We start from the raw sequence: 23,013 nt of genomic DNA, 5'->3' as shown, positions 1-23,013 counted from the left end.
GGCGCAGGCCGGTCGGAGGTCGCTTCTCCGACCGGCCGCTTCCGTGCGGACACCTAACTGTCTCACAGTTGTGGGACAGCTGTCTATTGAGTTCGAGGCAGGGTGGCGCCGTGGGTGCGGCGCCAGCGGGTCAGGCGTTTCACCCTCCGGCCGAACCCTGTTCCCTCCCCTGCACCCAGGCTTTCGTCGTCTGGCCTGGCGCGGTTACGGTGCAACTTCCCGTCCTCGTCGCGGTACCACGGGATTCGCTGGGCGTCGGTGAAATACACCTGCAACGGTGCGGCGAACTGGGGACAGAACTGACCAGCCTCCCCAATGTCCACCTCGATCTTCTCTCCCGGCGGGATCAGCCCGACAGCGCAGTACAGCAGCGGTTCCTCCTCGGGAAGGAGTTCCGCCTCCGGCGTCGGGACGGCTACGACGGTGTTGTAGACGGGCTGCTCCGAGCCGTTGTTCACGATGATGGTGCGGAACCGGTGCCCCCAGGACTCCGCGCTGTCCTCCTTGCCGGGGCGCGCTACCTCGGGGACGCGGGGCCCGGTCCAGGCGGAGATGTGTTCCGCATAGCGTTCGCGCTGCTTGCGCTGTTCGCGGTGGTGAGTCGAAAGGAAGTTGGAGACAACCCCCAGCGCGGACAGGCCGGCGACCGCCAGTCCGACGTAGGAAACCCAGGCAGGGGCCGCTGCCGGAGAGGCTGCGGCAAGGAATACGGCGGCAGTCATCGGTGAACCGTAGCCCCCGGCGCGCGGTCGGGCCGCGTCCGGTGGACGCGGCGGCCGCCATGTCTGCCGGACGTCCGAGAGGTGGAGGCGCTGCCCCACCTCTCGGACATCTTGATCAACACTTCCCGGGCGGCCTCACAGCCGCCAGCGGCTCGGTGCCCGCCACCGAGCCGCAACCAGCGCCGACTCCCAAGCCACCCCGCGTATGCCCCTACCAGTCCCGGGGCCGGGATAGTCTCTTCCGTCCCTTGTTGGTTTGAGGACACGCCGGGCCCATCCTTCTCGTGTCGCGTACGAGGAGGATGGGCCCGGCTTTCGTGGCGGACGCGCGGTGTGTCAGGCGGTCGGCACGGCGGTCGCGGCTAGGACCGTCCCCGACGGCGGCTCGCTGACCGGGTCACCCGGTACGGGCGGCGCCGGGGTGAACGCCGTGCCCCGGCCCTGCGCCATCTTGATCAGTACCTGCCGAGCCGACTCGCAGTCGCCGGCGGCGCGGTGACTGCCACCGAGCCGGAGCCAGCGGCGGGAGCCGATCCAGTCCGCGTACGCCTGCATCAGGCAGTACCAGTTGCCCCAGGGCTCCAGGTGCATCGGCTTCTTCCCAACCCGGGCGACGTCGCCCAGGACCACGGCCCGGTCGAACTCGGCGTTGTAGGCGAGGATCGTCCGCCCCCTGGTGACCTTGCGGAGCCGGGGGAGCACCTTCTCGAACGGACGGGCATCGGCGACCATCTCGCTCGTGATGCCGTGCACCCAGCGGGCCCCGTCGCTGATCTCGGTGTCCCCGGGGTTGACCAGGGTGTCCATCAGCTTCTTACCGGTGGCCGCGTCGATCACGGCGATTTCGACGGTGCGGCCGTACAGGTCGGTCGTCTCGGTATCGAGCACGACCGCGCGGCCCGGTTCCAACAACTGCCGGGCCTCCCGAGCGATCTTGCCCCACTCCGGACACAGCTGGATTTCGCCCGCGTAGGCGCCCACCACCGGGTCCTTGGCCAGCTCCCGGCGCACGGTGGCCTCGGTGGGTGTGTCCTCCGTCCGTTCCCAGTCCAGCTCCCAGCGGCCGGAGTACGGGCTGTTCCAAGCCCAGACGGTCACGCCGTGCCGGTCGGCGAGACCCTGAGCGAAGCCGCGGACGGCGGCCGCCCGGGTCGGGGCCAACCTGGCGTACTCACGCAGCGGGGACGGTGCCCCCTTCGGCAGGCCCCGGACTGCCTCCCAGTCGACGCCGGGCAGGTCCCGCAGCGCGCGGACGTCACCAAGCCGGTAGAGGGAGACAGTGACCGTGCGGTGCCGTCCCACCTCCTTCTCGTAGACGTCCGCCGGCCGAATCCACCCGGCGGCCTCGACGTACCTCCAGTCACTCGCCCGGATCTCCAGCACGTCCGTGGCTGCGACCTGCGCGGTGACGTACTGCTCGCCGTCGGCTTCCTCGGTGAGCTTGTCCAGGTCGGCGATCAGGTACCGCCCGCCGCGCCCGGTGGTGATGCGGCCCTCCCGTCCCATGCGGTCCAGGTCGCTCCAGTGCCAGCCGATTCGCTCCGCCGCGGCGTCGCGGGGCAGGCTCGCCGCCTCCCACGCCACTCGTTCGGCGACCACCGACCGCACCAGGTCGGCGCCGAGGTCGAGCGCGGCCGCGGTCGAGTACATCGGCCAGCCCTTGTAGGAGTCGATCGCGACGAGGTGCTCCTGGTCGACCAGCTCCTCGACATCGGCGGCGGTGACCTGTTCGCCGGTGTGCTCAGCCAGCAGAAGCGCGATCCGCCGGGCGCCCAGAGCCTCGGGCAGGGGCGGCTCCTGCCGGGAAGTCGGGGCCGTAGTCTGCGGGGTCTCGATCGCGGCGTCCGTCATGCCTGTACCTCCGTCGTCTCGGTCGTGGCGGGAAGGGCCCGGCGCCAGTTGGCGACGGCCGTACGGGCGATCTGGGCGAGGTTCACCTCGTCCTCGTCGGGGTGGGTCAAGGGATCCTCCTGTCTGCTCGTCAAAGAGTCGGGTGCCGGGGCCGGTGGGCGCTGGGGGCCTTCGCCGGCCCCCAGACCCCCGCTCCCCCGGCACCGCCCGGCGCGGACAGCGCTCCCGTGGTGCAGGTGCGTGCGCGCCGGACGGCACCGGGGCCGTGTCTGCCTCGGCTGGACGGGTGGGGGAGGGTCAGGAGAAGGACACGCGGGCGATGACGGCCAGCAGCTCGCCGGAGTCCGCCGCCCGGGTCAGCCCGCTCTCGTCAGGTGCGCCCTTGAGTGGTCCGGCCACCAGGACGTGCTGGGCGCGGTCGAGCAGATCCCACCAGTGCTCGGGCAGGGACACGGTCTCGTTGGCGTCCCACAGGCGGGGCTCGATGTCCCAGCCCTCGGTGTCGACCTGAGCCAGGCAGCGCAGCGAGCGGGTCGCGATGTCCGCGCGTACCCGCCAGGTGATGTCCAGCGCGGGCATCTTGCGCCCGTCCCAGCTCTGCCAGTCGGTGCGGCGGCGCAGGTCCTCGATCCCGGCCCCGGCCGTCTCGCACTCCAGGCTCAGCATGGGGAACGGCCGCCCGTCCGGCAGCACAGTGCGGGCCAGCAGCACCGAGTAGTGCGCCACGCCGTCGATGTCGTCGGGCAGTTCGAGGTCCAGGTCGTCGAGTGTGATGACGTTGATTCCGGCTTCGCGGAAGCGGTCCATCGCCTCGCCCGGCGGCTGGCTCGGCGGGGCGTCGGTGAGGCGGTCCCCCAGCCCGAGCGCTGCCAGAGACACCCCTGCCCAGTGGTCGAGCGTGTCCTCCAGCAGCTCTTTGGCCTCGTCCTCGCTCATCTCGGCGACGGCCCGCAACGCCGCTTCGGCGTCCGCGGAGAACGCCTTGCCGTGCGCTTTCGCGGCCCACGCGCGGGTGACAGGGCTGACCGCAGCCGAGTGCTGGACACCGGCCCCCAGCGGGTTCAGGTAGCAGGCGCCCGCCAGACCGGCGAGCGTGGCCCGGTCCGCCAGGACCTTCCTCGACAGCGAGGCCTGGCAGGGGTGGCACCCGGCCCAGGCAGCGCTGACCAGCCGGGTGGCCAGGTCGTGATTGGCTTCCCAGCCGTCGACGTGCGGAAGCATCCCGGTGAAGAGGTCCGTGTCGGGCGTGGGGTGGTTGTGTGTGGTGCCGGCGGCCGCCGATGCGTGGGAGGCTCCGGTGCGCGCGGCCCTCTTCTTGGCGCGCTGCTTCTTCCCATGTCCCTTGACCACAGCAGTTCTCCTCTGGAGCGTGCAGCGGTTACCCATGACCCGATGCACGCGAGCGAGAACGTGAAGCTGCGCGGGCATTCGGTGCTCGCCGCCGGGCGGCGAGGTGGTGCGGTACGCACTGATGCGCTGGGATCGAAGTCCTGGCACCTTCGCCTCAGTGCTCCCAGTCATGGGCTGAGGCGGGCTTGGGCCCGTGCGCGGGCCGTGCTCAACACGGTAGCGGCCGGGGCTGACAGCGGCGCTGAGAACGCACCAAGAGCCACCCGAAACGGCGGTGGCCGACGGGAATCCCGTCGGCCACCGCCGTGAGTGACCGTCTCGATCAAAGGCCGATGCCCTCGGTCGGGGCGTCTTCGAAGGCCTCGCCCTCGTCCACGTACTCCCAGAACACCGGGCTGTTGGCGGACCAGCCGCCCTGACGGCGCAGCTTCTCGACGCGCTTGCCCTTCTTGCGGCCGGTGGTGACCAGCCCGCGCCGGGCGGAGTGGCCGGTGATCCGGCGCCCGGTCAGACCCGCGTACTGCGCGCTGCGGGCGAGCGCGCGGCCGACGCCGTCGGGCGACAGCCGCGCGGTGCCCAGGTGGCCCCACTGGTCGACCGGCAGGAACGCTGGGCCGCCGGGTTCGGCACCAGCGGCCAGCTTGGCCTCCTGCCACGCCTGCCAGCAGCGCACCGGACAGGTGGCACGGTCCTCTCCGTAAGTGACAGGCACGTCCCGGGCCGGGCGGCCCTTCACACTGGGCACGTGCACCATCAGCCCCTCCTCCACGGGCCGAACGTGCACGTCGTCCATGATGGACATCTCCTCGTTGCGCCCGGCCACGGCGAACTTCAAGGCGTGCAGGGCCTGGTCCCGCAGCCGGGCCAGCTCCGACACATGGAAGACGCGGCGGCGCCGGGCGGTCGGCTGCGGCTGGCGCTCGCGCGGAGCGTTGGCCATCTTCCGCAGATCCGCCGGGGTGACGGCGGCCGCCTTGCCGCGACCGCGCTTCATCCGCTTCTCGTCCAGCTTGAGCGGTTTCAGCGCCCGGCGGGCCGCCTCGGTGGCCTCCTTGGGCACGCTGTAGCCGAACCTGCGGGCCTCCGAGGTGACGCCCGTGATCCTGCGCTCGATCGTGTTCGGCGGCGCCTCGACCACCTGGTCCAGGTACGTCACGAACGACACGAAGGTGCCCACGGTGACCTTGCTGAGCGGCAGGCGGGTGCCGGTCCGCTCAGCGAGCCAGTCGTGAAACTCCCCCCAGATCTCCCAGTCCCGCGCGTAACCGTCCTTAGTCTTCTTCGGCCGGATGTCGTCCAGGTGAGCCTTGGCGTCCGTGTCCAGGGCCGCCAGGACGGCTGCCACCGGATCGGGCACGGCGACCGCGTCGGCGCCGGAGGCGTCGTCCTCCACCAGCTCGGCGTCGACCACCTCCACCGGCTCCAGCGCGGTCCCGTACGCCTCCTCAACAGCAGTCATTCCGTAGCCTCCGCTTCGGCGGCCCGCTGCCCTGCGGCAGCCGCGATCGACTCGGTGCGCTCCTCCTTCATGCCTTCCTTCCGAACGGTTCGGGGACGGTGTGGCCGTTCTCTCGCAGCCACTCATGGGCCGCGCTCTCCTCGGCGCGCAGCCGGTTGTAGACGGCGCTGTCATCGGCGTACAGGTCCTCGAAGGCCACGTGGGCGATGCGGTTCTGCGCCCACTGGCACAGAGCCCACTCCGGCTGGCCGGTGGAGCTGTTGTACGCGGCCGGGGGCAGCGAGCCGTCCCGGACGAACGTGTCCCGCTCGGCCTGCCGCTGCTCGACCTTGGCTTCAGCCGCGGCGAGCGCCGCTCGGGCCGCCTCGACCTCCTTCTCCGCCTCCGTGATCTGGTCCTCGAAGTACGTGGCGACGACGGCCGCGCCGTCGACCTGCTCGGTGGCGCTCACTGCTCCTGGTCCTCCTTGGTCTCGGCGGCGGCCGCGTCCAGCTCCGCCGCCACCCACTTCGCCGCCGCGGCGACGGACGTGAACGGCTTCTCGCCGCTGTTCTTCGCCCACGTCGCGTAGCCCGAGAAGCCACGGGAGGGCGGGAAGAAGTCGGGCCCGACGGCCGCGTGCCAGACCGTGCCGCCGCGCTTGCCCCGGCCCTCGGTGACGACACCGACGATGTCGGCCTCCGACAGCCGGTCGACCTTCTGGCGGGAGCAGAGGTAGGCGCCGGGCGAGTCGTACCCCCGCAGGTCGAGCATGGGCGGGCCGGGGTAGAGCCACAGCCCGGCCACCCGCTTCGGAGGCTGCCCGTACCCGGTGCGCACCGTGGTGGTCGTTTGGGTGGTGTACTCCTCACCGCTGATCAGGTGGACCGTGCCGCAGGACCGGCACAGCACCCGCAGGGTAATCCGGTCGTAGTGGCCGCGGTGGCCGCACTCCTCGTTGGGGCAGGAGTGCTCCGGCCCCGCCCGGCGCAGGCGCCGCTTGTCGTTCTCGTTCTGCTGGTCGACCTCCCAGACGGGCTTGGCGCAGTCCGCCCGGTGGGCGAACGGCTGCCACTCCAGGTGGGCGGCGATGGCGTCGGAACTGCTCATCGGGCGGCCTCCGTCGTCGCGCCGGCGGGGAGGAAGGCGTCCCACTGGTAGTCGGCGGTCCCGGCGAACAGGGCGCCGTAGCGGTCCATTCGGCCCTCGTCGCGCTTGGCGGCCGCGTACTGCTCCAGGGCCCGCCCCAGGTCGAATGCGGCGTGGCCGTGCACCGGGTGGGCGAGGTCGAGCAGACTGTCGGTGAAACAGCCGGGCCGGAAGATCCGGGCCGCGTCGGGGTCAGTCTGCTGGAGCCAGTGGAGGTTGACGTCCTGAATCTCGGCGGACAGGTACTCCTGGAGCATCTCCTGGTCGTCCTGGTCGCCGACGGCCTGCTTGCTGGCCCAGGCACGCTCGAAGTCCATGCCCGGGTGCGGGCCGCCGATCTCCTTCTCGTAGGATTCGGCGGCCGCGCGGCACTCCGGGGCGGTGCACAGGGCCAGCGCGTACGCGAGCACACCCGGTCCGCCGTGCAGCGACTCCACCAGCACACCGCCGTCGTGCTCCCGTACGGCCGTGCAGGTAGCGGCCTCGTTCAGCTCGTCCAGCACGATCCGGTAGAGGGCGGGCAGTCCGCGCTCCTCGATGAGGTCTTCGCCCCACCCGAGAGTGGCGGTGTGCACCACGGCGGCGGTGCCGTCGGGCAGGGTGACGGAGGTGAGCATCATGGCGGTCACTTCCCGTCCGCGCGGTCGCCCTGGCCGCCGGTGCGCTCCTGCTGGACAGCCAGCAGGACGGCGAGCATGTCCGTGGCTGTCTTGCCGGGGGTGGTCTTCTCCAGCTCGGCGCGGAGTTGGAGGAGTTCCACGGTCTGGTCCTGGAGCTGGGTGGCGGCCCACTTCCGGGCAGCCTCCGCCTCGACGTCCTCGTCGGTGTCGCGGCGGTAGCGCTCGGCGACGGCGGCGCAGTCGTCCTCGGTGCACAGCACGCGGGCCACGGCCTCGGCGGAGCCGTCGGGGTGCTCGGTGACCTCGACGTCGGCGGCCTCCAGCTCGGCGGCGATGCACTCGGAGACCATCCGCAGGCCCTGCTGGGCCTTCACCTCCAGCTCCGTGAGGTGGTACGCGGTGAGCGGCCCGGCGTCGGCGTCCGAGCGCACGCGGTGCAGATGGACGGTGTAGTGGCGGTCCGGCTCTCCCGGTACGAGGAGGAGCGGTACGGACAACGGCATGCGGTCAGTCACCCTTTCGTGTGGTGGCGGCCCGGGCGATCCGGGCAAGGTGCTCGAAGTCGGCGCCGGTGAGCGGGCCGCCGTCGGGGCGGGCGTAGTCGATGGTGAGGTGCGGGCGGGTCCGCACGCGGAACAGTTCAAGCTGCCCCGGGCACAGAGAAGTTGCCTCCGCCGCCGGCGCGTTCACCGGTTCCCCGGCTGCGGGGCCTCGTCGTCCAGGAAGATGGTGGCGCGGAAGCAGCCGCCGACCTCTTCCATGCCCTTGCCGATCTTCCACCCGGCGTACAGCTCCTCACGGCCGTCGCTGGTCGTCCGGCTGGTCACGATGGCGCCGACGTGGGCGGCCCACTGCGTGACCGCGGCGCGCTGTCCCTCCGGGGTGTATTCGAGACCGTCGGCCTCGCCGGTGAGGGCGCCGGTCTGGGCGAGCGTCCACATGAGGGGCGGGAGGTCGGTCTTCGCGCCGTGCGTGAGGAAGGCGGCGAGCTGCCGCTGTCCGTTGCTCTGCCACCGGTGGAGGGTGGCGATCGGCACCGCGTCGCTGCGTCGAACGGGCATGCGACTCCTTTCGGGTCGGCGGACCGGTTCGCTGACCTGGCGTCATGTCCGGTTTATCGCCTCGGATATGGCACATTATCCGAGGTGATACGCGCCGTGCCACCACATCACCCGAACGAGTGCAGAAATCTCGCCAAATTCTCCCGGGTCTAGACGGAAGGGGGTTCAGCGGGCCACACTCGCCATGCAGGCCCCGGAGAACCGGGCAAGTATCTGTCGGAAGGCCTAATGAAGATCACCATTGAAGGTGCCTCACCGGAGTTCGAGCGAAAACTGCTCGATCTGCTCGCCGAGCACCGCCACGAGCTGACCGTCGCAGCGGACACCGAGTGGACGGTCGAGCGGGCTGAACGCTACCTCCGTTCGCTGCCCGCCGGCGCCCGCCGGTTCGCCGAGATGGTCGTGGTCGACGGCGACGGCTACATCGACGCCGAGCAGCTGCGCAGCGTCCTCGGCAAGCTCAACGGACCGACGGTCGCCCTATCCCGCGCCATCCCGCGCGGGGTGAAGGCGGGCTGGTGGCCGGAGGGCACCGCGGCGCCCATCACCGTGGTGTACGACCCGGACAACCCCTCGTGGCAGAAGGCCATCGCCTACGAGATGAGCCGCGAGAACGTGCCGGTCTTCCGGTCCGCCATCGCCCGCATGGTCATCGCCAACTCCGTCCAGAAGGAGACGACATGACGTTATCGCCCGACCCACTGACCACGGCGGACACGCTGTGGCAGCACCTCATCGAGCACCAGCCCGCCGTGGCCGCCGCGCTCGCCATGCAGGTACGCGCGCTGCCCGAGGACTGGTCGCAGCGCGTCCTCGGCCTGGCCCGGCCGCACGCCGCGCTGGAGCTGCCTCCCACCGGTGACGTGCCCATGGAGATCGAGCCGTACGACGCCGCCGACTGGGAGGACTGCCCGGCCTGCGGCGAGGTCGCGGACCAGCTCTGCCGCTACCACGAGGGCTACACCGCCGGCTACGAGGCGCTGAACCAGCTGCTCACGGAGGCCGCGCGCGTCGACCCGAAGGCCACCGTCGCGGACGCCCTGCGGCGGCTGACCGAGGCGGAGGAGGCCGCCGAGCGCGGTGAACTCGCCGCCGCCGTGGAACGGATGACCGGGAGGCAGGGATGACGGCGCCCACGGACTTCCTGGTCATCCCTGCCCTCGACCTGGCGCCCGGCACGCTGCTGGTCGCGGTCGGCCCCGGGGCCTCGGGCAAGTCGACGTACGCCGACACCGCGGCGGTCGACGTCGTGGTCTGCCTCGACTCCCTGCGGCGCGAGATCGGCGGGGACGCGGGCGACCAGTCCGTCACCCCGGCCGCCGTGGAGCGGCAGAACGCCCTCCTGGAGCAGCACCTGAGCGCCGGGGCGACGGTCTTCCTCGACAGCACGAACGTGGAGCCCCACGTGCGGGCGCAGCTCGTGGAGCGGGCCCGCCGGCACGGGCGCCCCGTCGTCGCCCTGCGCTTTCTGCCCGACCTCGGCACCTGCCTGACCCGGAACGGGCTGCGGCCGACCAACCGGCGCGTCCCCGACGACACGCTGCGCTGGCAGCACGACCTCACGCGAGAGACCACCGCGGACGCCCTGCTCCGGGAGGGCTTCACCGCCGTGCACCACATCGAACCCGCCCCGACAGGAGCCACCGTGTCCAACGATGTCCTTGCCCCCGAGCGGATCGCGGATGCCGTCGCCGTACTGCGGAAGGCGCAGGAAGGCGACCAGACCGCGCACCGAGACCTCGCCGGGTACTTTCCGGAGTACGAGGGGCTGGTGATGCAGACCGATCACGCCCGGTACCTCGAACTCGCCGCCCGCGCCGGGCTGGTGGCAACGCACCTCCTGATCCTGGAGTGCGGGGGCTGGGTGGCCTCGGTGGACACCTACACCTCCGACCTTGCGCTGCCGCTCGCGTCCGTGGCTCTCGGGGACTCCTACGCCAGCAAATCCGAGGCGATCCGGGAGGCCGTGCGCGCGGCGACGGACAACGGATGGAGGCTCGACCCCGAGTACCAGTGGTCTGACTTCGACTGCGGGGGCGGGGAGGTCCACATCCCGATCCACGCGCGGCCGACCGCCCTCTGACCAGCAAGAAAGGATCGCATCCTATGCGTACCTGCACCCGCATCCAGCGCCGCCGCAACCGCGGTTGGCGCAAGCCCGAGCGGTGCATGATCGTGGACCGCACGTCCGACTTCGGCAACCCGTTCACCGTCGCGCAGCTCGTGGACATCGGCTACCAGGAGCCGGAGGCCCGCGCGACGGTGATCGCCGAGTTCCGTCCGTGGCTGCGCGGAAGCCGCGCCAACTGGACCGCCGACGAGAGCGACCGGCGGCGGGAGAAGATCCTCACCCGGCTGCCGGAGCTGCGCGGCATGGACCTGGCCTGCCCGTGCGAGCCCGGCGAGCCGTGCCACGGCGACGTGCTGCTGGAGTGGGCCGCGCTCTCCCCGCTCGCCATGGAAGTGCGCACCGCTGCGACCCGCGTCCGGGTCGACCGGCAGCGCGTCTTCCACGGCCTGGAGCCGATGTACGACGCCGACGCCCTGGCCGCCGTCCTGACCCGCGACGTGCACCTCGACTGCCTGGTCGACTTCGACCCGGGCGACGGCGTGCCGCAGCGCTGCGACAACCGCACCTGGAACCACTACCTGAAGCGGCAGCGGCTGCACGAGGACGCGGTGACGGTCCGGCTGGTGGAGGTGTTCGCGTGAGCGCGCCCGAGGAGAGCGACGCCGAGCGCGCCGCGCGACTGCCGTTCGTCGCCCGGCCCGCCGACGGGGAGCCGGAGTGAGCGCGCCGGACGAACCGCCCCGGCTGGACCGGGCGGAGACGTACGCGCAGACCGTGCACCGGATCTACGGCGACCGTCGGGCCACCCCGCCGGCGCGGGAGCTGCTGCTGGCCGTGGCCTACGCCCTGTTCGTCGCCCCCGGCGACCCCGGGCGCGTGCTGAACACCGCCGCCCGGGCCCTGGGCTGGAACCCGTCGACCGGCCGCCCCCGGTTCGACGCCCTGGTCGCCGACGACGCGCCCCGCTACGAGCCGCCCCGCGCGGCCGCCGACTGGGGCCCCGGGCAGGCTCCGGGCTGCGAGGCACCGCGCCTGCGGCCGTACGTCTACCGGCCGCGCCGACCCGCCACAAGCGGGGACGAGGCGGCCGCGGTGCCGCTGCGGCGCCCGCCCGCCCCGGTCGTGCACGTCGGCCCGGGCTACGTCCCGCCGGTCGACTTCCGCAACGAGCGGCAGATCTGCGGCGCCGACTCCCACCACAGGGTGCTGGAGCTGGACCCGCGGACCGGCTGGGTGCTCGCGCACTGGTTCTGCAAGCGGCACGTCGACCACGCCGAGCGCGTCGCCGAGCAGGTCCGCGAGCAGAACGCGGCGGCGCCCGAGCCGATCCCGAACCGCGGCGGCCTCCTGCCCGCGTACTTCAAGGCGCCGTGGGAGGACGTCTACCGGCACTACGCCCCGGCGAGCTGGAAGCCGCCCTCGTACGGCCTCTCCGCCGACGACTGGCCCAACCCGCGCAACCCGCCCCCGGCCCGCTCCCCGCGCCGCCTGCGGGCCATGTAGGCGCGATTTATCTGGCCAGATAGACAACGATCAGAGCCGGGACCCCCGGCCCGTACGAGAAGGAGACCTATGGGTACCTATGAGACCGACCTCGCGGCCGCGAAGCGCTCGCGCACGGCGTGGGGCTGCACGTGCGGGGGCGACAACCCGGCGACGTACGACGCCTGCCACGACTGCGGCCGTCCGTCGTGGACGTGCGCGACCTGCGGCACCGTGAACCCCTCCGGATACAGCACCTGCAACGAGTGCGACGGCGCGATGCCCGCTGAGCTGCTGGGCGACCGCGAGGAGGGGTTCGAGATGACCTGGGAGGAGTGGATCGCCACCCAGGTCGGTCCCCGCGTCGTCGGCGGCCGGTACAACCACGGCGACGCCGCGAGCGCGTACGAGGTCCTCGCGATCGAGCGGGGCCCGCGCCCGCTCGGCGTCTGGCCCGTGTGGGACATCACCGTACGCTACGACCAGGACGGCCGGGAGACGACGCACTGCGTCGGCTGGGACGCCCGCCGCGACACCGTGCTCTCGCAGCCGCCCGCCGGGGAGGGCTCGTGCTGAGCACCCTCATCGCGGTCGTCGGCACGCTGCTCGGTGCGGTCGTCGCCGGGCTCATCCAGCACCGCACCGCCCGCACCATCCGCAGCGAGGCCCGGGACGACTACCGGCGCGACCGGAAGTTGGAGGCCGTTACTGCCTTCGCCTCCGCCGTCGCCGGCCACCTCCGCGCCATGGCTGTACGGGAAGGGCTCCGGCTGTCCGGAGCCGACCCGGAGGCCGTGGCTGCGGCCTGCGCCGAGTCGCACGCCACCCGGTCCGCCATCGAGGCGCCGAGGGTCCAGGTGTCGATCCTGGTGCCGTCGCTCGCCGCAGCCGCCGAGGAGGCGACCCGCGCGGTGTTCGCACTGCGCGGCGCCCCCGACCAGCAGACGCTCGACACCCTTCGCGAGGGCGCCGTGACCGCTGCGGACCGGTTCGTCGCGGCCGCCGCGCGCCACTTCGCCTGAGCCTCCCGGACCTCACTACGGATCGCTGAACAGGGGAACGTCATGCCGTAGGCGCCGTTCCCGGTGCACCACAGTGGTACAGCCGCATAACAACGTGGGCCCCGACTTCCCTTCTGCGAGGGGATCGCCGGGGCCCACGGGTTATCTGGCCAGAATTGCCAATCAGGCAGTGTCGTCTCGCGTGAAGACGGTGGTGCAGTCGGCACACATGATGTTCTTCCGGCTCAGCGTCCGCGGTGACACCCGGATGACGGTGGGCGGTGTGCAGCCGCAAGTTGCCTTGGCGTAGTTGCGGTCCTCCTTCTCCTTCACCGTCGGGATTTCGTCCTCGTCCTGGTCGTCGTAGTCGCTGGCGGCGTTGTCGTCGCCTGCCACCCCTCCCCCGGCACCATCCCCGCGGGTGCGAGTGGCGAAGAAGGAGGGCACGCGAGTGGCTCGAATCGCCTCGTCCAGCGCCATGACCTGCTCGGCATACGCCGCGGCGGTCTCCTCCGTCGGCTCCGTACCGGCGAAGCCGTACTTCTTCTTGAAGTACGCGCTGACGTCGCCCTTCTGCCTGAGCCCCAGCTCGGCGGCCGCGTCGCGGAACTTTTTGTTGTGGTACTGGCTGGCCGAACAGTCGTCGACGCCGCGGGCTTCGCAGACCGCGTGCACGGCCTCGTGCAGCAGATGACTGAAGACTTCCTCCGCTCCGCCTTGGAGTGACTCAGCGGTGACGAAAACCTCGTGGTGGACGTCGTCGCCTTCACGCAGGCGCCACCGCCGGGGTTCGAAGTGGGCGAGTTTCCTTGCACTCTCCCGGCCGCCGGTGGCCATGGTGATAACGGCTTCAGGAACGTCCGGGTGCTGGGCGCGGATCGCGTTCCAGGCCCCTACCAGGGCGCCGGTGACCCCGGCGGCGATCTCAGCAACGGATCCGGCGGGCGGATCGGGCACGACCTCCAGTGACAGGGCGGGTGAGGGCTCGGGGGTGACGGCGATGGCTTCTGTGGGCATAGCCCGACTCTAACTGAAACTCACCTCTTAAGAGGTGAGTTTCAGCGGTAGGGCGGTATCGAGTTTCGGGCAGGATGGAACAGCAGGGCAAATGCCGTCTTGGACTGCTGGCGGGCGTGACGGTCGAGGCGCCGCGCCCACCAGCAGTCCAGTGATTCAAGGAGCGGGGAGAGAAGTCTGGGACTGCTCGACAGTGGGTGTCTCGTAGGCCGTCGGCGCGGGGCGCGGGCTGACGTCCTGGACATGGTTGCCTTCGCCGTTTCCAAGCCCGAACAAGAAAGCGAGGATGAGGATCGTGGTCAGTGCTGCGGTGGCGCTGCCGACAAAATCCCCGTCCGGTCGCTGCGGCGTCTGCAAGGCCGCTCCTCTGGTGGGGCGGCGGTGCACGAGGTACCCAACGATGCAGCCGACGGCGACGAGCAGGCCGTTCACGGGGTCGATGTGCAGGTTCAACTGAGGGCCTTTGATCCGTGAGGCCCCACCTGGTTGGCGTGCGCTGCTACAGCCGGGGCCTCGACTCGACGAGTAGTAAGCCCTACGTAGGCGGCCATCAGGTCTTTTTGTACTTTGCCGTGATTCGGGTCACACCGGTAGGGCTTTTTTTTAAGCGTCCCGGCGAAGTGCCCCGGATGCCGTAACCGGCGGACAGGCCACAGGCCTGAGGGCCCATTATACGGCACACCGGACCTCTCCCTGCCTGGCAGAGGCATCGGGCCAGCCGCTGGCCCGACTTCGCGCGGTCCGGGCTTTGGCCGCCACCTCCGGGGCATTGTCCACAGCCCCGGTTTCATCCACAGGGCCGCAAACCCTCCTGCCGGGCGTCCCGGGCGCGTGTAAGCATGCAGGCAGCAACCGGATCGATTAGGGGGAGCACAGTGTCTACCGGTACATCCTCACTCGCTGATGTCGCCGCCGCGCTGGATGGCGGGGACCGCCTCGCGGTGTTGGCAGCCTCGTGGGATGCGTTCGACGCCGGGCAGCAGGTCGCCGACGCGGTGGCCTGGCAGCCGGGGTACGACGAGCTCCAGGTTCTGGCTGCCGCTGAGGCCGCGACGGCGGGCCGGGCGTTGCTGCCGCTGCCCGCCGGCCGGCCGGTGGCCCTGCTCGACCATGAGGCGGCTCTGCCGGAGTGCGTCGGCGTCCTGGAGAAGGCCGGGCGGTGTCTGGCCGCGCTGGCCGAAGGCGGCGGGGAAGACGCTGAGGCGCTGCGGGCGGCGGCCGCTCGCGCCGTCGGTGCGGCGCGCTGCCTGCGGACCGCGCGGGCGGCCTGATGCCTCTCACGCTCGGCGAGACCTTCGACGCGGCCGCAGAAGAGGTCCAATCCGCTGCCCGCACGCTTCCGCCTGTCCTCGCGCCCGAGCAGTTGGGCGCCCTGGTGTCCTCGCTGCGCGAGCTGGTGGATCAGCTCAGGGCGTACCCGCAGCAGTACGCCCGTGACCCCGGACACCTGCCGCGTGCGTCCGGCGCGGTCCACACGGTCATGTCGGAGACGAGTGCGGACCTGCGGGCCTACCTGAGTACCGCTGCGGAGCGGGTGGCGCAAGCGGCTGAGCTGAGCGGGGGGCCTGTCGTCCCCTTCTCCCCTTCCGGCTCTCTGGAGGCCGCGGGGCAACGCCTGGCCATCAGCCGGGATCTGCTGCGCAGCCACCGTGATCCCGACGGCCGCCCGACCACCCCGTACGTGGTGGTGATCGCCCAGGCCCGCGCACAGCGCTATGTGCTGCGCCGGGTCGCCGATGTGGCGTGGGCGGCGGGGCGGTACGCGGACCAGCTGGCCTCCCGGACTTCGCCGTCGACGGTCCGTGCGGCGCTGGAGGGGACGCGCGATGCCCTCGACCGGGCCGCGGTGTTCGGCCGCCAGGCCAATCAGGATGCCCCCGCGGAGATGGCGGCTCTGCCCTTCGCGCCTGCTCTGACGCCCCGCCAGTATCAGCTGGACACCACCCCCGTTCTCGACGGGCTCGCCGAGGACGGGGACAGGCTCGTCCGCGCCGCCTTCCAGGCCTCCCGGCAGGAACGGCCTTTCAGCGGCTCCGACCTCCAGCAGATCGCCCGGTCCATGGCGATGGGGCATCTGCTGGCCGGGCGCGTCCTGCTGGAGATGGGCGCCGCGCATACCGAGCCGGTGGCCGCCGCGCTGGGCGACGGTGCGGCCCGGCTCCGCACCGCCGCGCAGGCGTGGCAGCACACCGCCCAGGCCTGGCGCTGGTTCGTGGACACCGCTGATCCCCGCGAGCATCCGTCCCTGCCCCGCTACGCCTACGACGTGAAGCGGCTGGGGCGTGCCGGGTTGCTGCCGCGCACTCAGCCGCATCCGGTCACCGCCGACGCGCACGCCATGGCAGTGCGGATCGGCCGGTTCCTCTACGGATCCGACTGGCTGCCGGAGAACGGTCCCCGAGCCGCCCGGGACGTAGCGGCGATGCTCGATGAGGTCGGCGGGCTGGAACCTCTGCTCACTGGCCTCTACCGGCTGCCGGCCACCGGTCGGGCCCTCGCCGAAGCGGGCCCTCACCACGTGCAGCACGTCGCGGGAGGGCTCGTGACCCACGACATCGACCGCCGTCCGCTCCATGTGGGCGAGACGCACGGCCGGTTCTACCCGCCCACCGTGCAACAGCTCAACGCGCTCACCGACACGTATACGCCCACCGCTCGGGCCGCTCAAAAAGCTGCCGACCAGCTGGTGACGATCGCGCACGGCAGCGGCGCCGAGATGCTCCGCGCTCGGCTCGACGCGGCCGTCCAGCATGCGCCGACCCCCCCGCCTCCTCCTGCCGCCGCCGAGGGGGCAAGCGTCAGGGTTTCAGCGGCCGCGGCCCGCTCCAGGTCCACCACCGTGTCCGACCAGCGCCGAACAGCCCCGCAGTCCGAAAACCGCCCGGCGCACCTCCCGGCAGGGCAGCAATCCCCGCAGCGAAGGCGCACCCGCTGATATGGGAGCACCGGAAGCGGCGCGGATGGAGTAGTCGGCCACAAGGGCTATGCCCTGGGACACGGCGGTGCCCCCGCGCTGTGATGGAGACGCGGGGGCGCCGTCGTGGTTGCGTGGTCAGCCCTGTCGGGGGCGCCTGTCGGTGCGAGCGCCGCGGCCGGGCCGGGCGGCATGCGCTTCACGGATTTCGGCAGCGTCGTAGCGGGCCTCGGCGCGCCCGCTGGCACCGGTGACATGGGCGCGGGTGATGCCCCAGCGGGATGCCTGCCCGCGGGCGGACGCCTCTTTGACGCCGAGGTAGGCGGCGACCTGGGCGATCGTCCACCACTCGCGGCCGTTATCGTCGGTCATGGTGCGGGGCTCCTTCTCGTGCCGGAGCGGCCCGCCGCCGGGGGGCATCCGGTGGCGGGCCGCTCGCATGGGTGGAGGTAGGGGGTTACCGGGCGAGAGAGTAGAAGTGCTGGGCGATCTCGCACAGAAGGTCGGCGGCGTCGGCGCGGGTGGCCTCGTCCTGGATGTCGGGGAGCGGGTAGTCGGTCGGGGCCTGCGGGTGCGGGCAGGGGGTCAGCCCGGGGCCAGCACACATGACCACACCGGTCAGAAGGTAGTCACCCACGCTCAGCCCGGTAAGGCGGTAGCCGCTCCGGTCCGTCGGAGAGCCGAGGCTGATGGTGACCGCCTCCCGCTCCGGCTGCCCGAGGTAGGTGGGCTGGACGTGAATGGTCTCGTCGGCGTCGGTGAACTTGTAGAGCGCGCCGCCCTCGAACCGGTGGAAGGTGGCGGTCTGGCCGGTGACGTCGGACTTGACAAGGGTGATCATCGGAGGCTCCTTCTCCGTGGCTTCGGGCTGTTCCCTCTGCCTCACAGCCACAACTATGCATCACGTGATGCAAGGTTGCAAGCCCTTCCCGGCGACCGGCTTCCAGTGCCCAGCCGACCTCCATCGCGCCGTCAGACGGCAGGCGGCGGACCCACCCCCTGTTCGACGCACCCGCCGAGGAGCCTCGCGCCCTCACTCCTGAATGCGCATGCGGAAAACTAGACTTGGTTGACGCATGCTGGAACCTATGCAATGGTTTAGGCATGCGGAAATTCCGCAGCAAGGGAGGAAGTATGCCGCGCGTCAACGTCTTCGCCTACCCGATCAGCGAATACGGCCAAGACGGCCCCCAGCTTGTCGGCTGGTTCAACCCCGACTCCGCCATCAAGTACGACGAGGGGACTCGGTGGGACGGGAACAACAACGTCTCCGTCAACCCTGTTGGACAGTTCGGCCACCAGGCCCTTTACCGCACCAAGGGTGGCCGCTGGGTCCTCAACACCTGGTCCCAGTGGGAGGGCTCGGAGGGCAAGTACGAGTTCGTGGATGATGCAACCGCGAAGGACTGGCTGCTGCGCAACGACGAGGACGACGCGGTCGAGCAGTGGTTCGGCGAGCTGGAGGAGGAGGCTGGTCCGAACCTCGGCGGACGCCCGGCGGTGGGCACCAAGGTCGAAACCCGGCTCCCGGACGACGTGCTTGCGGCCCTGGACGAGCGAGCCAAGGCCGAGGGAATCCCGCGCGCCGAGATGATCCGCCGCCTGGTGGCCGCCAGCCTGTGACCAGCCCCGCCGGAATCAGCGAGGGCGAGCCGTGCACCGAGTCCGTGCCCGACGGGCCCCGCCGGGGCTACGACACCCCCGCTTGATCCGCCACGGAAGCCGGGAGCGGCCTGCCTGACCCAACCAGGCGGGCCGCCCCACAACACCCAAGGAGATCACGCCATGAACACCCGCGCCTACACCGACGCCGACCTCGTGGACGCGGCCACTGGCTTACGCCAGGCCATCGCCCGCAACACCGACTTCGCCGACTTCGGCGACCTGATGGCCGACCGCACCGTGCCGTCCACCGTCGCGGCCGGCGCCCCCGCCACGTGGAACGAACTCCTCGACGACGACGAGGAAGACGACTGGGCCGACCTCACCGCCTACGAGGAGGCCCGGGAGGAGGTTTTCGAGCTGGCCCGCAAGGCCTCCGACACCTCCGCCTGGGCCGTCCGCCTCGGCGCCGCCGGACTCCAGCCGCATGAACCGTTCGCGGTCCGCTCCACCACCTGCGGCTACGAGGTCGCCGTGCAGGTCGCCACCCATCCCGACCTCACCGAGGACGCCCGCACCGAGCTGGTGGCCGCCATCCACGCCGCGGTGGAGGAGACCACCACCCGCGTCCTCGGCATGACGCCCGCCGACCGTGCCGACACCTGAAACCCACTGGCCCTGCCCTGAGAACGGGTGAACATGCTGGGTGAGTGACATGGGCCCCGGCTCCCTGCTGAACAGGGAGCCGGGGCCCATGGGTTATCTGGCCAGAATGGCAAGTCAGGCGGCGCCTCTGTGTGGGAGCTTCCGAGGCCCGGTCAGTCGTCACCGTGCCGCCAGGCGCTGGGCACGGTGCCGGGCATGCGGTGGTCGATCTGGTGCTCACCCTTGGTGCACCCGGCGAAGGGGCCGGTGGAGGCGCGCAGCTCGCGCATGCAGGGGTCCAGGTGGTCACGGTGCCACACGCTGGGCCCGGTGTAGCCGCAGGTGGCGGGGTCGGTCAGCTCCTGCCAGGCGAGCCAGCACGCGTGCAGGCGGGCGATGGCGACGGGGTGCTCGAACCACAGGTGGCACCAGCGGGCATCGGCCGAGGGTTCGGCGAGGTAGCCGGGCACCAGGACGCCCTCCACCCACTCGATCAGGGCGCGCAGCTCGTCGTCGTACTGGGGAGGGTCGAGCAGCAGGATGAACGGCGGGTACTGCCACTCCTCTTCCGCGTCGGCGGCTTCCCCACCGGCCGCTGCCTCCTCGTCAGCCAAGGCCTCGCCCGGGTCGGCCCCGGCGTCCCCGGTGAGTGTCCTGACCTGGGCGGTCAGGGCCGTGAGCTGGGTCTTGAGGTCTTCGATGTCCTCGAACATGCCGACCGGCACGTTCAGCTCCGGCACCCCGTCCGGCTCATCGGCCACCGCGCGCTGCCCTCCTCTCCTCATACGCCGCGACGGCCCGCTTGGTGATGGCCTGCTCCTCGGTCTTCATCTGCTCACCGATGTGGGCCATGACCTTCTCCGCGTACCAGGGCCGCAGGGCGATCTGGGCGACGGGCATGCCGGTGGACATCAGCAGGGCCGTGCCCTTCTTCATGGCGCGGATCTCGGCGGGGTCCATGACCTGCTCGCGCTGCTCGCCGACGCTGTAGGAGTAGCCCTCTTTGCTCTTGGAGTACGAGCTGCGGCCGACGTAGTGGGCGCCGGTGAGGGTGGAGACGTCGCTGGCGAACCTGGCGTCGTCCAGGCCGACGCCGATGAGTTTCTTCGTGGCGGCCGACCACATGGCGTCCATGCCGACCTCGCCCCACGCCTTCACGCCCTGGCGGTAGGACTGGAGGATGACGAACGGGGTGATGCCCCGGGAGCCGAGGTGGCTGTAGAGGTCGGGCAGGTCGGCGATGCGGCAGATGTTGGCGGCCTCGTCCAGGACGGCGCGCATCGGCTCGGGCAGGCGGCCGCCGTGGCGCTCGCCCGCCTCGGTGCCGGCGGTGAAGACCGCGTCCGCGAGGGCGGCGATGACCGCGCTCGCGGGCCCGCCTTTCTTGCTCAGCAGGTACAGGGTGTCGCGGGAGGTGGCGAAGGCCTCGGGGGAAAAGCGGGGCCGGTGCTTGTCCGGCGTCACCCAGGCGAGGACCTTCTCGTCGCGCAGCGCGGACACCGCGGTACGGGCGTTTTGATAGATGCCGCTCTGCGTCTCCTCCGCGATGTTGACGGAGGACTCGACCTGTTCGGCCAGTACCGGCTCGTGGTTGTAGAGCACCCGCATGGGCGCCTTCTCGTTGGGGTCGGACAGCCACTTCATGACGTCCCGGGCGCTGCCGCCGTCCCACCACGCGGCCCGGAACAGGCCGACCAGGAGGTCACCTGCGGCCTGGGACCAGAACGGGTCGGCCTGCTCGGAAGTGATCTGGACGACGAAATGGGAGGCCAGGCGCTCGGCGCCTTCCAGCGTCTCGGCCTGGGCGACCATGTCCCACCACATCTCGCGTTCGGCCTGGGCGACCCCCTGGGTGTCCAGGATCCAGGCGTGCCCAACCCGGGAGCGGGAGGCGAGGGTGGCGGCGTAGACGTCCGGCTTGTTGGAGGTCATCAGCAGGCTCGCCGGGGCCTCCTCGGCCACGGGGATGGCCAACGAGGTCGACTTGCCCGCGCGGGGCGCCATGATGGCGACGTAGGTGTCCTCGTCGCTTCCGCGCAGCTCCACCCTGGAAGGCAGGTGGTCCCCCAGCAGCACCCCCCGGTCGCGGGCAGGGATCTTCTTGGGGTCGGCCCCCTTGAGGGAGGCCCGCAGCCGAGTCGCGGTGCGCGCGGCGTGCTTGGGGGTGAGCTCGCGCACCTGGTGCAGCGTGGCCAGGTGGGAAGGGTTCCGGAACCAGCGGAACGCCCAGCGCAGCCCCCACGCCAGGAGGGCGACGGCGACCACGTCCACCAGCACGGCGCCAACCGCGGAGGCGGTGGAGGAGTGCGGCCACACCGCGGACCAGTCGGCGGCCATGCGGTAGACGGTCAGCGGGGAGGCAGGGGCGACCTCGGCGCCAGTGAGCACCGCACCGGCGGCGGCCCCGGCCCAGCTGGCGGCGGACAAGGTGACCGCACTGCCGAAGACGATGCCGCCCAGGGCCCATGCGCGGTCGGACTCGGTCATCATCATCGGCTGCCGCCCCCCGTGGTGGTCACCCGGCGCCGGTTGGTGTCCGTGCGGTACAGCCGCTGCTCGGTCGCGGTGAGGTCGAGCGCGGCCGCGATGCCCGGCCGGGTGCCCAGCTTGATCAGATACTTGCCGCGGCCCGGGTGCCGGGCGGCCTCCTCCTCCGCCGGGCGGGCCCCGTCCTCGCCGTCGTAGGTGGTGGGGTCGATGTCCAGCCCGGTGGACGTCGCCGACGCCCAGGAACTGACCATCATGACCTCCTGCTCGGTCAGCATCCTCTTGCCGGTCACCCGCCCGAGTTCCTCGGCGGTGGAGGCGCCCAGCACCCAGGTGTCGCACCGGTCCATCAGCCCGCGCGCCTTGGCCCGGTCCATCTCGGTGGGCAGGGCCTCGACATCCAGCAAGCTGTGGGTGACGTAGATCGTCACATCGTCGGTGGTGCGGTTCAGGCGGCTGATCGCGTCCATCGCGTCCACGAGCCCGGGGCCGCTGCGCAGGGCCCGCCACATCTCGTCCATGGGCAGCACCAACTTGCGGTCCATCAGCCCGATGCTGCGGGCGGAGTCGATACTCGAATACGTGTACGCCCACGTGGCGATCATCCCGGCGGACACGACGTCGTTGCCGCGGGCCCGCAGGGCGGAGATGTCCACGGAGACCGCGGGGGCGTTGATGTCCAGCGGGGTGGTCGTCGGCCCGTCGAACAGGCCCTTTAGGGGGCCGCCGATGAGGTTGTCGAGTCCGGCGATGACCGACCGGGTCAGGTCCTGGTAGCGCTCGCCCTCGGCGGCGAGCTTGGTGCGCAGTACCTCCGGGGCGGCCCGCAGGACGTCGACGACGTCCTTGACGACGGGGTCGCTGCCCGATTCCTGGGCGGCGGAGGCGACCTGGACGGCCGTGTCCAGCGCGCTGCGCTCGACTTCGTTGGGGCTGCGGCCCAGTCCGTGCTTGGTGGACAGCAGAGCGACCAGCGTCTCCAGGCGGCGGCCGTTGAGGACGTCCAGCAGGGCCTCGCGCCGCTCGACGGGCAGGGACTGCACCCGGCCCTTGAGGGGGCCGGAGTCCAGCGGGTTGATCCGGCCGGTGCCGTCGCCGATCCGCACCACCGAGCCGCCCAGTTCGCGGACCAGCTCGGTGTACTCGCCCTTGACGTCGCCGGGGACCACGACCATATGCCCGTAGGCGCAGTACACCAGGCAGATCCGCTTGACCAGCGCGCTCTTGCCCGCGCCGGGCTGGGACATCACCCACACGCCCGGGTTGGTCGTCAGCTTCCCCGTCCAGCCCGAGGGGTCGATGCACACCAGTTCCCCGGTGAGCACGTCCCGCCCGACCGGCACGCCGCGCGGCGGCAGGCCGGACCCGAGCAGGAAGGGGTAGATGCCGCCGGCCTGGCTGGTGGGGCCGGTGTAGACGGTGCCGGGGTCCTCGACCGCCGCGCGGCCGCCGAACCGGCCGCCCCACCCCAGCCGGGGAGCGAACCGGCCCCGCAGCCGCCGCTGCTCGCGGCGTTCCTCGCGGGTGGGGGCCTGCTCGATCTGCCGGACCAGCCGCTTGGGCGTGGTCACCGCCGGCGGCCGGGACTTGCGTGCTGCCATGG

28 protein-coding genes are annotated in these 23,013 nt (G+C 71.4%); 11 read left to right on the top strand and 17 right to left on the bottom strand.

The genetic code is table 11. The features are described from left to right. Nucleotides 1-83: 83 nt before the first annotated feature. The 10 genes from CUT44_RS14220 to CUT44_RS14180 form a co-directional block, all read right to left on the bottom strand. Entirely contained in the window at nucleotides 84-722 is a 639-nt protein-coding gene (locus CUT44_RS14220) for a hypothetical protein (protein ID WP_100202337.1), read from the bottom strand. Nucleotides 723-1,058: 336 nt separating this feature from the next. Continuing rightward, entirely contained in the window at nucleotides 1,059-2,573 is a 1,515-nt protein-coding gene (locus tag CUT44_RS14215; protein ID WP_100202336.1) for a 3'-5' exonuclease, read from the bottom strand. A 297-nt stretch (nucleotides 2,574-2,870) separates the two neighbouring features. Next, nucleotides 2,871-3,923 carry a hypothetical protein gene (locus CUT44_RS14210; protein ID WP_233221407.1) on the bottom strand — a complete coding sequence of 351 codons (1,053 nt, stop codon included), beginning with the start codon at nucleotides 3,921-3,923 and terminating at the stop codon, nucleotides 2,871-2,873. A 322-nt stretch (nucleotides 3,924-4,245) separates the two neighbouring features. Then, complete coding sequence (locus CUT44_RS14205; protein WP_100202334.1) at nucleotides 4,246-5,382, bottom strand: site-specific integrase; 1,137 nt, start codon at nucleotides 5,380-5,382, stop codon at nucleotides 4,246-4,248. 67 nt (nucleotides 5,383-5,449) lie between these two features. Further along, nucleotides 5,450-5,833: a hypothetical protein gene (locus tag CUT44_RS14200; protein ID WP_100202333.1), complete on the bottom strand. Its 384-nt coding sequence runs from the start codon at nucleotides 5,831-5,833 to the stop codon at nucleotides 5,450-5,452. Beyond that, nucleotides 5,830-6,471: a hypothetical protein gene (locus CUT44_RS14195; protein WP_100202332.1), complete on the bottom strand. Its 642-nt coding sequence runs from the start codon at nucleotides 6,469-6,471 to the stop codon at nucleotides 5,830-5,832. The genes CUT44_RS14200 and CUT44_RS14195 overlap by 4 nt, the downstream gene beginning before the upstream one ends. Next, the gene (locus tag CUT44_RS14190) at nucleotides 6,468-7,130 is read right to left on the bottom strand and encodes a hypothetical protein (protein ID WP_146252228.1); all 663 of its coding nucleotides are present in this window, start codon (nucleotides 7,128-7,130) and stop codon (nucleotides 6,468-6,470) included. Before CUT44_RS14190 ends, CUT44_RS14195 begins: the two co-directional genes overlap by 4 nt. Nucleotides 7,131-7,135: 5 nt before the next feature. Continuing rightward, nucleotides 7,136-7,633: a hypothetical protein gene (locus CUT44_RS14185; RefSeq protein WP_100202330.1), complete on the bottom strand. Its 498-nt coding sequence runs from the start codon at nucleotides 7,631-7,633 to the stop codon at nucleotides 7,136-7,138. A gap of 4 nt (nucleotides 7,634-7,637) precedes the next feature. Beyond that, nucleotides 7,638-7,760, bottom strand: coding sequence for a hypothetical protein (locus CUT44_RS34515; RefSeq protein WP_269846179.1), 123 nt, complete (start codon nucleotides 7,758-7,760; stop codon nucleotides 7,638-7,640). Between the two features lie 56 nt (nucleotides 7,761-7,816). Further along, nucleotides 7,817-8,191: a hypothetical protein gene (locus CUT44_RS14180; RefSeq protein ID WP_146252227.1), complete on the bottom strand. Its 375-nt coding sequence runs from the start codon at nucleotides 8,189-8,191 to the stop codon at nucleotides 7,817-7,819. Nucleotides 8,192-8,419: 228 nt separating this feature from the next. On the opposite strand from CUT44_RS14180, the gene CUT44_RS14175 reads away from it, so the two are divergent. The 7 genes from CUT44_RS14175 to CUT44_RS14145 all read left to right on the top strand — a co-directional run bounded on the left by CUT44_RS14175 (nucleotide 8,420) and on the right by CUT44_RS14145 (nucleotide 12,766). After that, nucleotides 8,420-8,875, top strand: a complete 456-nt coding sequence (locus CUT44_RS14175) for an EF-hand domain-containing protein (RefSeq protein ID WP_100202328.1) — start codon at nucleotides 8,420-8,422, stop codon at nucleotides 8,873-8,875. After that, nucleotides 8,872-9,318, top strand: a complete 447-nt coding sequence (locus CUT44_RS14170; RefSeq protein WP_100202327.1) for a hypothetical protein — start codon at nucleotides 8,872-8,874, stop codon at nucleotides 9,316-9,318. The genes CUT44_RS14175 and CUT44_RS14170 overlap by 4 nt, the downstream gene beginning before the upstream one ends. Next, on the top strand, nucleotides 9,315-10,274 hold the full coding sequence (locus CUT44_RS14165) for an ATP-binding protein (protein ID WP_100202326.1): 960 nt from the start codon (nucleotides 9,315-9,317) through the stop codon (nucleotides 10,272-10,274). The genes CUT44_RS14170 and CUT44_RS14165 overlap by 4 nt, the downstream gene beginning before the upstream one ends. 23 nt (nucleotides 10,275-10,297) lie before the next feature. Continuing rightward, nucleotides 10,298-10,903, top strand: coding sequence for a DUF4326 domain-containing protein (locus CUT44_RS14160; protein WP_100202325.1), 606 nt, complete (start codon nucleotides 10,298-10,300; stop codon nucleotides 10,901-10,903). Between the two features lie 76 nt (nucleotides 10,904-10,979). Next, nucleotides 10,980-11,765, top strand: coding sequence for a hypothetical protein (locus tag CUT44_RS14155; RefSeq protein ID WP_100202324.1), 786 nt, complete (start codon nucleotides 10,980-10,982; stop codon nucleotides 11,763-11,765). A gap of 69 nt (nucleotides 11,766-11,834) precedes the next feature. Next, a complete protein-coding gene (locus tag CUT44_RS14150) occupies nucleotides 11,835-12,320 on the top strand; it encodes a hypothetical protein (RefSeq protein ID WP_100202323.1) in 486 nt (161 codons plus the stop codon). Then, entirely contained in the window at nucleotides 12,314-12,766 is a 453-nt protein-coding gene (locus tag CUT44_RS14145) for a protein kilB (protein ID WP_100202322.1), read from the top strand. Before CUT44_RS14150 ends, CUT44_RS14145 begins: the two co-directional genes overlap by 7 nt. Before the next feature lie 162 nt (nucleotides 12,767-12,928). Here CUT44_RS14145 and CUT44_RS14140 read toward each other — a convergent pair whose 3' ends face one another. Both CUT44_RS14140 and CUT44_RS14135 read right to left on the bottom strand, forming a co-directional pair. After that, nucleotides 12,929-13,762, bottom strand: a complete 834-nt coding sequence (locus tag CUT44_RS14140; RefSeq protein WP_100202321.1) for a hypothetical protein — start codon at nucleotides 13,760-13,762, stop codon at nucleotides 12,929-12,931. Nucleotides 13,763-13,918: 156 nt separating this feature from the next. Continuing rightward, complete coding sequence (locus CUT44_RS14135) at nucleotides 13,919-14,215, bottom strand: hypothetical protein (protein ID WP_100202320.1); 297 nt, start codon at nucleotides 14,213-14,215, stop codon at nucleotides 13,919-13,921. A gap of 422 nt (nucleotides 14,216-14,637) precedes the next feature. On the opposite strand from CUT44_RS14135, the gene CUT44_RS14130 reads away from it, so the two are divergent. Together CUT44_RS14130 and CUT44_RS14125 are read left to right on the top strand one after the other, a co-directional pair. After that, a complete protein-coding gene (locus CUT44_RS14130) occupies nucleotides 14,638-15,033 on the top strand; it encodes a hypothetical protein (RefSeq protein ID WP_100202319.1) in 396 nt (131 codons plus the stop codon). Further along, complete coding sequence (locus CUT44_RS14125) at nucleotides 15,033-16,697, top strand: hypothetical protein (RefSeq protein ID WP_100202318.1); 1,665 nt, start codon at nucleotides 15,033-15,035, stop codon at nucleotides 16,695-16,697. The genes CUT44_RS14130 and CUT44_RS14125 overlap by 1 nt, the downstream gene beginning before the upstream one ends. Nucleotides 16,698-16,814: 117 nt before the next feature. Here the strand turns inward: CUT44_RS14125 and CUT44_RS14120 are convergent, their stop codons facing one another. Further along, entirely contained in the window at nucleotides 16,815-17,048 is a 234-nt protein-coding gene (locus CUT44_RS14120; protein ID WP_100202317.1) for a hypothetical protein, read from the bottom strand. A gap of 85 nt (nucleotides 17,049-17,133) precedes the next feature. Then, the gene (locus tag CUT44_RS14115; RefSeq protein ID WP_100202316.1) at nucleotides 17,134-17,517 is read right to left on the bottom strand and encodes a hypothetical protein; all 384 of its coding nucleotides are present in this window, start codon (nucleotides 17,515-17,517) and stop codon (nucleotides 17,134-17,136) included. Between the two features lie 263 nt (nucleotides 17,518-17,780). Here CUT44_RS14115 and CUT44_RS14110 point away from each other — a divergent pair, with 263 nt between their 5' ends. Next, complete coding sequence (locus CUT44_RS14110) at nucleotides 17,781-18,299, top strand: ribbon-helix-helix domain-containing protein (RefSeq protein WP_199185706.1); 519 nt, start codon at nucleotides 17,781-17,783, stop codon at nucleotides 18,297-18,299. 162 nt (nucleotides 18,300-18,461) lie between these two features. Further along, on the top strand, nucleotides 18,462-18,944 hold the full coding sequence (locus tag CUT44_RS14105) for a hypothetical protein (RefSeq protein WP_100202314.1): 483 nt from the start codon (nucleotides 18,462-18,464) through the stop codon (nucleotides 18,942-18,944). 152 nt (nucleotides 18,945-19,096) lie between these two features. Here the strand turns inward: CUT44_RS14105 and CUT44_RS14100 are convergent, their stop codons facing one another. The 3 genes from CUT44_RS14100 to CUT44_RS14090 are packed head-to-tail and all read right to left on the bottom strand — an operon-like array spanning nucleotide 19,097 to nucleotide 23,011. Continuing rightward, the gene (locus CUT44_RS14100) at nucleotides 19,097-19,684 is read right to left on the bottom strand and encodes a DUF4913 domain-containing protein (protein ID WP_233221406.1); all 588 of its coding nucleotides are present in this window, start codon (nucleotides 19,682-19,684) and stop codon (nucleotides 19,097-19,099) included. Continuing rightward, nucleotides 19,674-21,416, bottom strand: coding sequence for a type IV secretory system conjugative DNA transfer family protein (locus tag CUT44_RS14095; RefSeq protein WP_233221405.1), 1,743 nt, complete (start codon nucleotides 21,414-21,416; stop codon nucleotides 19,674-19,676). Before CUT44_RS14095 ends, CUT44_RS14100 begins: the two co-directional genes overlap by 11 nt. Next, nucleotides 21,413-23,011 carry an ATP-binding protein gene (locus tag CUT44_RS14090; RefSeq protein ID WP_100202312.1) on the bottom strand — a complete coding sequence of 533 codons (1,599 nt, stop codon included), beginning with the start codon at nucleotides 23,009-23,011 and terminating at the stop codon, nucleotides 21,413-21,415. Before CUT44_RS14090 ends, CUT44_RS14095 begins: the two co-directional genes overlap by 4 nt. Between the last annotated feature and the right edge of the window lie 2 nt (nucleotides 23,012-23,013).

The organism is Streptomyces carminius (assembly GCF_002794255.1).
GTDB lineage: Bacteria > Actinomycetota > Actinomycetes > Streptomycetales > Streptomycetaceae > Streptomyces > Streptomyces carminius.
The sequence above is the reverse complement of the archived record's forward strand: the minus strand, read 5'-3'. Positions and strand labels throughout refer to the sequence as shown.

What these genes read in the sequence shown, in the direction of transcription:
- CUT44_RS14220 (WP_100202337.1), bottom strand. Translation starts at nt 722, where the DNA reads ATGACTGCCGCCGTATTCCTTGCCGCAGCCTCTCCGGCAGCGGCCCCT.
- CUT44_RS14215 (WP_100202336.1), bottom strand. Translation starts at nt 2,573, where the DNA reads ATGACGGACGCCGCGATCGAGACCCCGCAGACTACGGCCCCGACTTCC.
- CUT44_RS14205 (WP_100202334.1), bottom strand. Translation starts at nt 5,382, where the DNA reads ATGACTGCTGTTGAGGAGGCGTACGGGACCGCGCTGGAGCCGGTGGAG.
- CUT44_RS14195 (WP_100202332.1), bottom strand. Translation starts at nt 6,471, where the DNA reads ATGAGCAGTTCCGACGCCATCGCCGCCCACCTGGAGTGGCAGCCGTTC.
- CUT44_RS14190 (WP_146252228.1), bottom strand. Translation starts at nt 7,130, where the DNA reads ATGATGCTCACCTCCGTCACCCTGCCCGACGGCACCGCCGCCGTGGTG.
- CUT44_RS14185 (WP_100202330.1), bottom strand. Translation starts at nt 7,633, where the DNA reads ATGCCGTTGTCCGTACCGCTCCTCCTCGTACCGGGAGAGCCGGACCGC.
- CUT44_RS14180 (WP_146252227.1), bottom strand. Translation starts at nt 8,191, where the DNA reads ATGCCCGTTCGACGCAGCGACGCGGTGCCGATCGCCACCCTCCACCGG.
- CUT44_RS14175 (WP_100202328.1), top strand. Translation starts at nt 8,420, where the DNA reads ATGAAGATCACCATTGAAGGTGCCTCACCGGAGTTCGAGCGAAAACTG.
- CUT44_RS14170 (WP_100202327.1), top strand. Translation starts at nt 8,872, where the DNA reads ATGACGTTATCGCCCGACCCACTGACCACGGCGGACACGCTGTGGCAG.
- CUT44_RS14165 (WP_100202326.1), top strand. Translation starts at nt 9,315, where the DNA reads ATGACGGCGCCCACGGACTTCCTGGTCATCCCTGCCCTCGACCTGGCG.
- CUT44_RS14160 (WP_100202325.1), top strand. Translation starts at nt 10,298, where the DNA reads ATGCGTACCTGCACCCGCATCCAGCGCCGCCGCAACCGCGGTTGGCGC.
- CUT44_RS14150 (WP_100202323.1), top strand. Translation starts at nt 11,835, where the DNA reads ATGGGTACCTATGAGACCGACCTCGCGGCCGCGAAGCGCTCGCGCACG.
- CUT44_RS14140 (WP_100202321.1), bottom strand. Translation starts at nt 13,762, where the DNA reads ATGCCCACAGAAGCCATCGCCGTCACCCCCGAGCCCTCACCCGCCCTG.
- CUT44_RS14125 (WP_100202318.1), top strand. Translation starts at nt 15,033, where the DNA reads ATGCCTCTCACGCTCGGCGAGACCTTCGACGCGGCCGCAGAAGAGGTC.
- CUT44_RS14120 (WP_100202317.1), bottom strand. Translation starts at nt 17,048, where the DNA reads ATGACCGACGATAACGGCCGCGAGTGGTGGACGATCGCCCAGGTCGCC.
- CUT44_RS14115 (WP_100202316.1), bottom strand. Translation starts at nt 17,517, where the DNA reads ATGATCACCCTTGTCAAGTCCGACGTCACCGGCCAGACCGCCACCTTC.
- CUT44_RS14110 (WP_199185706.1), top strand. Translation starts at nt 17,781, where the DNA reads ATGCGGAAATTCCGCAGCAAGGGAGGAAGTATGCCGCGCGTCAACGTC.
- CUT44_RS14105 (WP_100202314.1), top strand. Translation starts at nt 18,462, where the DNA reads ATGAACACCCGCGCCTACACCGACGCCGACCTCGTGGACGCGGCCACT.
- CUT44_RS14095 (WP_233221405.1), bottom strand. Translation starts at nt 21,416, where the DNA reads ATGATGATGACCGAGTCCGACCGCGCATGGGCCCTGGGCGGCATCGTC.
- CUT44_RS14090 (WP_100202312.1), bottom strand. Translation starts at nt 23,011, where the DNA reads ATGGCAGCACGCAAGTCCCGGCCGCCGGCGGTGACCACGCCCAAGCGG.